The sequence below is a fragment of the Acinetobacter sp. NIPH 542 genome, from assembly GCF_000369825.1.
Classification (GTDB): domain Bacteria; phylum Pseudomonadota; class Gammaproteobacteria; order Pseudomonadales; family Moraxellaceae; genus Acinetobacter; species Acinetobacter oleivorans.
Genome location: NZ_KB850204.1, coordinates 468,255 through 477,532 on the forward strand (window position 1 = coordinate 468,255; position 9,278 = coordinate 477,532).

Annotated in this window: 3 protein-coding genes, 2 tRNA genes, 2 rRNA genes and 1 pseudogene; 7 read left to right on the forward strand and 1 reads right to left on the reverse strand. The window is 44.2% G+C overall.

Translation table 11 applies throughout. The features are described from left to right. Positions 1-40: 40 nt before the first annotated feature. Positions 41-646: a 2OG-Fe(II) oxygenase gene (locus F886_RS03310; RefSeq protein ID WP_005301351.1), complete on the reverse strand. Its 606-nt coding sequence runs from the start codon at positions 644-646 to the stop codon at positions 41-43. A gap of 117 nt (positions 647-763) precedes the next feature. On the opposite strand from F886_RS03310, the gene F886_RS03315 reads away from it, so the two are divergent. The 7 genes and pseudogenes from F886_RS03315 to F886_RS03345 all read left to right on the forward strand — a co-directional run bounded on the left by F886_RS03315 (position 764) and on the right by F886_RS03345 (position 9,093). Continuing rightward, the gene (locus F886_RS03315; protein WP_004789560.1) at positions 764-1,621 is read left to right on the forward strand and encodes a 23S rRNA (adenine(2030)-N(6))-methyltransferase RlmJ; all 858 of its coding nucleotides are present in this window, start codon (positions 764-766) and stop codon (positions 1,619-1,621) included. Between the two features lie 41 nt (positions 1,622-1,662). After that, complete coding sequence (pssA, locus tag F886_RS03320) at positions 1,663-2,496, forward strand: CDP-diacylglycerol--serine O-phosphatidyltransferase (protein WP_004789558.1); 834 nt, start codon at positions 1,663-1,665, stop codon at positions 2,494-2,496. Between the two features lie 17 nt (positions 2,497-2,513). Beyond that, positions 2,514-3,591, forward strand: a pseudogene (locus F886_RS03325) (DUF6670 family protein). Between the two features lie 452 nt (positions 3,592-4,043). Beyond that, a 16S ribosomal RNA gene (locus tag F886_RS03330) occupies positions 4,044-5,581 on the forward strand. 59 nt (positions 5,582-5,640) lie between these two features. Next, positions 5,641-5,717 (forward strand) — tRNA-Ile (locus F886_RS03335). Positions 5,718-5,772: 55 nt separating this feature from the next. Continuing rightward, positions 5,773-5,848: transfer RNA gene (locus tag F886_RS03340), tRNA-Ala, on the forward strand. Positions 5,849-6,200: 352 nt separating this feature from the next. Then, positions 6,201-9,093 (forward strand): 23S ribosomal RNA (locus F886_RS03345). Together the 16S and 23S rRNA genes with 2 tRNA genes alongside form the textbook arrangement of a ribosomal RNA operon. Positions 9,094-9,278: the final 185 nt, after the last annotated feature.

Consider the following 9,278-nt stretch of genomic DNA (forward strand, 5'->3'; position numbering starts at 1 on the left):
TTTTATATCGGGTTCATTTACCAAATTTAAAGAGTAACCATTAAACCCAAATCGAATTTCCGCTACGAAGCCAGGCTGTGATAGAGAGTCTTTGTTGTTTTGAAGTTAATACTTCATGTAATAAATTGCTTTGAAATATTACAAGTCGATTTGGCTCTGGATTAACGATATGCCACTTCTCATTTTTATCTTGCAGTCGTAATTGACCACCCCAATCTTCTTGCCATTCTGGATGTAAATAATAAACGGTTGAGATAATACGATCATTTTTTTGCTGAGGATTGTCTCGGTGTAAAGCATAAAACTCACCCAAACCATAACGGGCGAAATGAGCTTCCACTTCTTTAATTCCTAAATAGAATGCTTGATTTAGATTTTGTGAAAAAGAAGTTAAGGTTTCAATATGTTGCTGAGCAATAGGAAGTTGATCATTAATCCAGAGAATATGATCGCTACGGATATTACTCATCACGCCGTTTTGAATGCCAGCTTCTCTAAATTCATCAATATGATGGCTACACTCGTTAGCGACTTGAGCGCGATATTGATCCGGATAGGCTTGATTAATAATCGCAAAGCCATGCGTATTTAAATCATCTAGAATTTGATCCAGATCCCATGAGTCCGGAAGCGGGTGAGAGAGCATATAACCTCGAGTAGATCGTAAAAATATCAAGCCGCTCTATTTTAGATGATCACAACCTTACGAAAGAATATTTTTTTCATGTTAAACTATTTGTTGAATTGAGGAATTAAAGTCAACATGAATTACCGTCACCATTTCCATGCGGGCAACTTTGCAGATGTTATGAAGCATGTGCTTTTGCTACAGCTTCTCAACCGTTTAAATGCTAAAGATAAACCTTATCGTTATATCGATACGCATGGAGGTGCAGGAAAATATGATTTATCTCTGGCGCCTGCACAAAAGTCTGGAGAGTTTCTTACAGGCATTCACCGTCTAGTTCAAATATCTGAAATGGAAAAGCGTCAGGCACCTGAAGCAATCCAACAATATTTGAAGTTGGTAGAACAGCTACGCTCTGAAGAAGGCAAAGGTAGTTATCCGGGCTCACCATGGTTTGCTTTGCAAGGCATGCGTGAAATTGATAAGGCAACAATTTTTGAAATGCAACGCGATGTCTTTCAACAATTACGACACAACATTTATGATAAACGCGCAGGTTTACATGAACGTGATGCCTACGAAGGTCTGCTCGGCGTAATTCCGCCAAAAGAAAAACGTGGTTTGGTCATGATTGACCCGCCTTACGAATTAGAACGTAAAGATTTTCCGCAATTAGTTGAACTGTTACAACAAGCTCATAAGAAATGGCCAACAGGCGTTTTCGCAGTTTGGTATCCAATCAAAGACCGCGCGATGATCGAACGTTTTGAAAAGAAAATGTTTAAAACAGGAATTCGCCGTCAGTTAGTCTGCGAAATTTGTGTATGGCCAGATGACACACCTGTAGGCTTGAATGGTTGTGGTCTATTAGTGATTAACCCACCTTGGCAGTTCTCTGAACAAGCTGACCAGGCTCTACAGTGGTTATTCCCGCATCTACGCATGCAAGAAACTGGTGGTCACGCTGCTGTTCGCTGGTTAGTAGGTGAGTAACAGTTAACTTAAATCAATGCACATGTTTGGAATAGAAAATAATGACAAATGCGCCTAAACCAGAGCAAGATTTAACTCATAATGAACATTCATTTGATGGGATTACATTCGAAGTGGTTGAAGAAGAGGATAATCCGGAAGGACAAAAAGTGAAGCGCCGAGGTATTTATCTTTGGCCTAACTTAATTACGACAGCCGCTTTGTTGTCTGGTTTCTATTCCATCATTGCAAGTATGAATGGGGATTTTACCCAAGCTATTTATGCCATTTTTATAGCAGCGCTTCTAGATGGTCTAGATGGTCGAGTTGCTCGCGCAATTGGTGCACAAAGTGCTTTTGGCGAGCAATATGATTCTCTTTCTGATTTATTAGCTTTTGGTGTGGCTCCGGCAATGCTGATGTATAGCTGGAGTTTGCATGATTTAGGCCGTATTGGGTTAGCATGTTGTTTTGTTTATACAGCATGTGCAGCTTTCCGTTTAGCACGTTTTAATGTACAAATTGGTGTTGTTGATAAGCGCTATTTTATTGGAATTGCAAGCCCACTCGCTGCCATTATCATTATTTCCCTTGTTTGGGTTGCTCGCGATTATCCTTTCATTTTTGATTTACGTGATATAGCGATTAAATCTATTAATGCTGTGATTATGGTTGTTGTGGGGTTGCTCATGATTTCCAATATTAAATATTACTCTTTCAAACAAATGGACCGTAAACGCGTTCCCTTTGTAGTTATGTTGCCAGTAGTACTGATTTTTGCAGCAATCACTTATAATATTCCAATGGGCATTTTGACGGTTTCAATACTCTATGCTCTTTCTGGTTTTGTTACGACACTATTTGCACGCAAGAGTAACGAAACAATAAAAACATAAAATAGAAGAGGTTCAGTATGCCTAAGTTGATAAGTCAAATTAATCAATTACAGCAGCTGGGCCTGAATGCTAAGGAGGGGGTTGTATATCAGCCTTCTCGCGGCTTTTTTAAAATAGTTTATCAAGGCTTAATCCTTCCAAATCTTCCTGCTCCACTGCGCTACTTTAATTATATTAGTCTAGTTGGACAGCCACGAATTCCCCTTTGTTATAACGCTCACACTATTACAACTTCGGCAATTGATACTGCAACTGTGCTTGTAAGTAATAGCCAACATAGTGTGGGACATTTAAAAACTTATTCTATTCGGCGGCAGTGCCAGTTTGACTCAGAACAATATAAGTTTGATAAAACAGACTTGATTGAGTGGAAAATCCCAAAGATCCATCTTCAGAGATTAGACCTAGAAATGGGTTGTAATCTTACTATTCATATTTCAGAAAATATCTCTAATAATTCTGCATTGCAGTGGGGTGTTTCGGACTATTGGTCAACCCTATGTTTATGTGAAGGTGAAGTTTTTTATAAAGGGCAAAAGTATCAAATTGAAGGGTTGGGACGATTTAAACACGCAAGAGCCCTGCATTTACCGTTCTTATCTTTATGTTTTTACACATGCCAAATTATTAATTTAAATGAAACGACTCAGCTTGCATTTTCACAAATAAGAAATCAGTGGAATATCATCTTATGTTCAAGATTAGATATTCAAGAATTTGGGAAGCCTGTTGAGAGCTTTACTGAAGATGTAAATTTACATATCCATCGCGTTTATCCAAAAGTTAGAACACCGAACGGTAAAGAGATGTATTTACCCAGAGAATTTTCTTGGCAGTGTAAAAAAAATGGAAAAATTATTTTTGAACTCTATGCACAAAGCCGTGGTGACTACAAATTTGGATTGGCTGCGGGATATGTAGGAAGCTTTCAATACCAATTAAGTTGGAATGAACAATGCCTACAAGGTGAGGGGGGATATTGTGAATATATTGATTGTCGCCCACTTAGGTGGCAGGAAAAGAATCAAGACGAGAAAATTTTAGATAAATTGATGCTTTTACAACCATGTTTATATAAAAAATGATTATTTTTAGCATTTTTGATTAAAAAGCGAACTGTCGTTGCAGTAATATTAAAAAAGGGGTTGTCAAAGGATATTAATCCTCTATAATGCACATCCATCGGCGGTGATGCAGATAATAACTTGTTGAAAAACAGTTACTTGGAATTAGGTTGGTTGCTTTAAGTGATGAATTTGATGAGAAGTTAGTTTTGAGAATAAGTTTTAAAAATATCGAAATTACCTGTTGACTTTTAAGAGATTAAGAGTAATATAGCCGACCTAGCTTGCTGGTGACGAACCAGGAAGAAGATCATTAAGAGAATTGAAGAACAACTTGTGTGGATTTTTACTGATTGATCGATCGAAATATTATCATTGATTGATTGGTTTAAATTACTCGAAGTTTATTTGAGCGAAATTTAAGTCAGAAAATTGATGAGCCAGAATTGGCACCTTGTCTTTAATAAGGTGCAAAATGATTTTTAACTGAAGAGTTTGATCATGGCTCAGATTGAACGCTGGCGGCAGGCTTAACACATGCAAGTCGAGCGGAGTGATGGTGCTTGCACTATCACTTAGCGGCGGACGGGTGAGTAATGCTTAGGAATCTGCCTATTAGTGGGGGACAACATTTCGAAAGGAATGCTAATACCGCATACGTCCTACGGGAGAAAGCAGGGGATCTTCGGACCTTGCGCTAATAGATGAGCCTAAGTCGGATTAGCTAGTTGGTGGGGTAAAGGCCTACCAAGGCGACGATCTGTAGCGGGTCTGAGAGGATGATCCGCCACACTGGGACTGAGACACGGCCCAGACTCCTACGGGAGGCAGCAGTGGGGAATATTGGACAATGGGCGGAAGCCTGATCCAGCCATGCCGCGTGTGTGAAGAAGGCCTTATGGTTGTAAAGCACTTTAAGCGAGGAGGAGGCTACTTTAGTTAATACCTAGAGATAGTGGACGTTACTCGCAGAATAAGCACCGGCTAACTCTGTGCCAGCAGCCGCGGTAATACAGAGGGTGCAAGCGTTAATCGGATTTACTGGGCGTAAAGCGCGCGTAGGCGGCTAATTAAGTCAAATGTGAAATCCCCGAGCTTAACTTGGGAATTGCATTCGATACTGGTTAGCTAGAGTGTGGGAGAGGATGGTAGAATTCCAGGTGTAGCGGTGAAATGCGTAGAGATCTGGAGGAATACCGATGGCGAAGGCAGCCATCTGGCCTAACACTGACGCTGAGGTGCGAAAGCATGGGGAGCAAACAGGATTAGATACCCTGGTAGTCCATGCCGTAAACGATGTCTACTAGCCGTTGGGGCCTTTGAGGCTTTAGTGGCGCAGCTAACGCGATAAGTAGACCGCCTGGGGAGTACGGTCGCAAGACTAAAACTCAAATGAATTGACGGGGGCCCGCACAAGCGGTGGAGCATGTGGTTTAATTCGATGCAACGCGAAGAACCTTACCTGGCCTTGACATAGTAAGAACTTTCCAGAGATGGATTGGTGCCTTCGGGAACTTACATACAGGTGCTGCATGGCTGTCGTCAGCTCGTGTCGTGAGATGTTGGGTTAAGTCCCGCAACGAGCGCAACCCTTTTCCTTATTTGCCAGCGAGTAATGTCGGGAACTTTAAGGATACTGCCAGTGACAAACTGGAGGAAGGCGGGGACGACGTCAAGTCATCATGGCCCTTACGGCCAGGGCTACACACGTGCTACAATGGTCGGTACAAAGGGTTGCTACCTAGCGATAGGATGCTAATCTCAAAAAGCCGATCGTAGTCCGGATTGGAGTCTGCAACTCGACTCCATGAAGTCGGAATCGCTAGTAATCGCGGATCAGAATGCCGCGGTGAATACGTTCCCGGGCCTTGTACACACCGCCCGTCACACCATGGGAGTTTGTTGCACCAGAAGTAGCTAGCCTAACTGCAAAGAGGGCGGTTACCACGGTGTGGCCGATGACTGGGGTGAAGTCGTAACAAGGTAGCCGTAGGGGAACCTGCGGCTGGATCACCTCCTTAACGAAAGATTGACGATTGGTAAGAATCCACAACAAGTTGTTCTTCATAGATGTATCTGAGGGTCTGTAGCTCAGTTGGTTAGAGCACACGCTTGATAAGCGTGGGGTCACAAGTTCAAGTCTTGTCAGACCCACCATGACTTTGACTGGTTGAAGTTATAGATAAAAGATACATGACTGATGATGTAAGCTGGGGACTTAGCTTAGTTGGTAGAGCGCCTGCTTTGCACGCAGGAGGTCAGGAGTTCGACTCTCCTAGTCTCCACCAGAACTTAAGAGAAGTTCGGATTACAGAAATTAGTAAATAGAGATTTAGATCTTGGTTTATTAACTTCTGTGATTTAAGTATCACGGTATTAAGCATGACCTGACGAAGGCATGTTTATTCATTAACAGATTGGCAAAATTGAGTCTGAAATAAATTGTTCACTCAAGAATTTAGATTAAGCAATTAATCTAGATGAATTGAGAACTAGCAAATTAACTGAATCAAGCGTTTTGGTATATGAATTTAGATTGAAGCTGTACAGTGTTTAAATACACAGGCAACAGATAGTAGCGATGAAGAATCGCACGGACAACACTCACTTGTAAGTGTTGACGACTGTTTGGGGTTGTATAGTCAAGTAATTAAGTGCATGTGGTGGATGCCTTGGCAGTCAGAGGCGATGAAAGACGTAATAGCCTGCGATAAGCTCCGGGGAGGCGGCAAATATCCTTTGATCCGGAGATTTCTGAATGGGGGAACCCACCTACTTTAAGGTAGGTATTGCAACATGAATACATAGTGTTGCAAGGCGAACGAGGGGAAGTGAAACATCTCAGTACCCTTAGGAAAAGAAATCAATTGAGATTCCCTTAGTAGCGGCGAGCGAACGGGGATCAGCCCATTAAGTTATGTGTGTTTTAGTGGAACGCTCTGGGAAGTGCGAACGTAGAGGGTGATATTCCCGTACACGAAAGGGCACACATAATGATGACGAGTAGGGCGAGGCACGTGAAACCTTGTCTGAATATGGGGGGACCATCCTCCAAGGCTAAATACTCCTGACTGACCGATAGTGAACCAGTACCGTGAGGGAAAGGCGAAAAGAACCCCTGTGAGGGGAGTGAAATAGATCCTGAAACCGCATGCATACAAGCAGTGGGAGCCGACTTGTTCGGTGACTGCGTACCTTTTGTATAATGGGTCAGCGACTTATATTCAGTAGCGAGGTTAACCGTATAGGGGAGCCGTAGAGAAATCGAGTCTTAATAGGGCGTTTAGTTGCTGGGTATAGACCCGAAACCAGGCGATCTATCCATGAGCAGGTTGAAGGTTGGGTAACACTAACTGGAGGACCGAACCCACTGTCGTTGAAAAGCCAGGGGATGACTTGTGGATAGGGGTGAAAGGCTAATCAAGCCTGGTGATAGCTGGTTCTCCCCGAAAGCTATTTAGGTAGCGCCTCGGACGAATACCATAGGGGGTAGAGCACTGTTTCGGCTAGGGGGTCATCCCGACTTACCAAACCGATGCAAACTCCGAATACCTATGAGTACTATCCGGGAGACAGACTGCGGGTGCTAACGTCCGTAGTCAAGAGGAAAACAATCCAGACCGCCAGCTAAGGCCCCAAAATCATAGTTAAGTGGGAAACGATGTGGGAAGGCATAGACAGCTAGGAGGTTGGCTTAGAAGCAGCCACCCTTTAAAGAAAGCGTAATAGCTCACTAGTCGAGTCGGCCTGCGCGGAAGATGTAACGGGGCTAAAACTATGTGCCGAAGCTGCGGATTTGACTTTTAGTCAAGTGGTAGGGGAGCGTTCTGTAAGCCGATGAAGGTGTATTGAGAAGTATGCTGGAGGTATCAGAAGTGCGAATGCTGACGTGAGTAACGACAAAACGGGTGAAAAACCCGTTCGCCGAAAGACCAAGGGTTCCAGTCCAACGTTAATCGGGGCTGGGTGAGTCGACCCCTAAGGCGAGGCCGAAAGGCGTAGTCGATGGGAAATTGGTTAATATTCCAATACTTCTGTGTAATGCGATGAGAGGACGGAGAAGGTTAAGTCAGCCTGGCGTTGGTTGTCCAGGTGGAAGGAAGTAGGCATGCATCTTAGGCAAATCCGGGGTGCTCTATGCTGAGATCTGATAGCAAGCTGTACTTGTACAGCGAAGTGGCTGATACCATGCTTCCAGGAAAAGTCTCTAAGCTTCAGTTACACAGGAATCGTACCCGAAACCGACACAGGTGGTCAGGTCGAGTAGACCAAGGCGCTTGAGAGAACTCTGCTGAAGGAACTAGGCAAAATGGTACCGTAACTTCGGGAGAAGGTACGCTGCTGACGGTGATGACCCTTGCGGTCTGAGCTATTGGCAGCCACAGAAACCAGGCCGCTGCAACTGTTTATTAAAAACATAGCACTCTGCAAACACGAAAGTGGACGTATAGGGTGTGATGCCTGCCCGGTGCTGGAAGGTTAATTGATGGGGTTAGCGTAAGCGAAGCTCTTGATCGAAGCCCCAGTAAACGGCGGCCGTAACTATAACGGTCCTAAGGTAGCGAAATTCCTTGTCGGGTAAGTTCCGACCTGCACGAATGGCATAATGATGGCGGCGCTGTCTCCAGCAGAGGCTCAGTGAAATCGAAATCGCTGTGAAGATGCAGTGTACCCGCGGCTAGACGGAAAGACCCCGTGAACCTTTACTGCAGCTTGACATTGAACTTTGACCTTACTTGTGTAGGATAGGTGGGAGGCTTTGAAGTTGGAACGCTAGTTCCAATGGAGCCGTCCTTGAAATACCACCCTGGTAATGTTGAGGTTCTAACTCTGCCCCGTAATCCGGGGCGAGGACCATGTCTGGTGGGTAGTTTGACTGGGGCGGTCTCCTCCTAAAGAGTAACGGAGGAGTACGAAGGTGCGCTCAGCGTGGTCGGAAATCACGCGTAGAGTATAAAGGCAAAAGCGCGCTTAACTGCGAGACCCACAAGTCGAGCAGGTACGAAAGTAGGTCTTAGTGATCCGGTGGTTCTGTATGGAAGGGCCATCGCTCAACGGATAAAAGGTACTCTGGGGATAACAGGCTGATACCGCCCAAGAGTTCATATCGACGGCGGTGTTTGGCACCTCGATGTCGGCTCATCTCATCCTGGGGCTGAAGCAGGTCCCAAGGGTATGGCTGTTCGCCATTTAAAGAGGTACGCGAGCTGGGTTTAGAACGTCGTGAGACAGTTCGGTCCCTATCTACCGTGGGCGCTGGAAATTTGAGAGGATCTGCTCCTAGTACGAGAGGACCAGAGTGGACGAACCTCTGGTGTACCGGTTGTGACGCCAGTCGCATCGCCGGGTAGCTATGTTCGGAAGGGATAACCGCTGAAAGCATCTAAGCGGGAAGCCTACCTCAAGATAAGATTTCCCTAGGACTTTATGTCCTCTAAAGAGCCGTTCGAGACTAGGACGTTGATAGGTTGGATGTGGAAGCATAGTGATATGTGAAGCTGACCAATACTAATTGCTCGTGAGGCTTGACTATACAACACCCAAGCAGTTGTATATAAAGCATCAATCGATTCATTAATATGCAAAGCAACTTGATTTAGTTATACGCTTAGCTAAAATGAACAACTAAAGTAAGATTCAATCAGCCCATCTGTAAAGATTTGGAAAACGCATCGGCACATTAAGACCAATGCAAGTATCCATACCAGTTGTGCTGGC

What these genes read in the sequence shown, in the direction of transcription:
- F886_RS03310 (WP_005301351.1), bottom strand. Translation starts at nt 646, where the DNA reads ATGCTCTCTCACCCGCTTCCGGACTCATGGGATCTGGATCAAATTCTA.
- F886_RS03315 (WP_004789560.1), top strand. Translation starts at nt 764, where the DNA reads ATGAATTACCGTCACCATTTCCATGCGGGCAACTTTGCAGATGTTATG.
- pssA (WP_004789558.1), top strand. Translation starts at nt 1,663, where the DNA reads ATGACAAATGCGCCTAAACCAGAGCAAGATTTAACTCATAATGAACAT.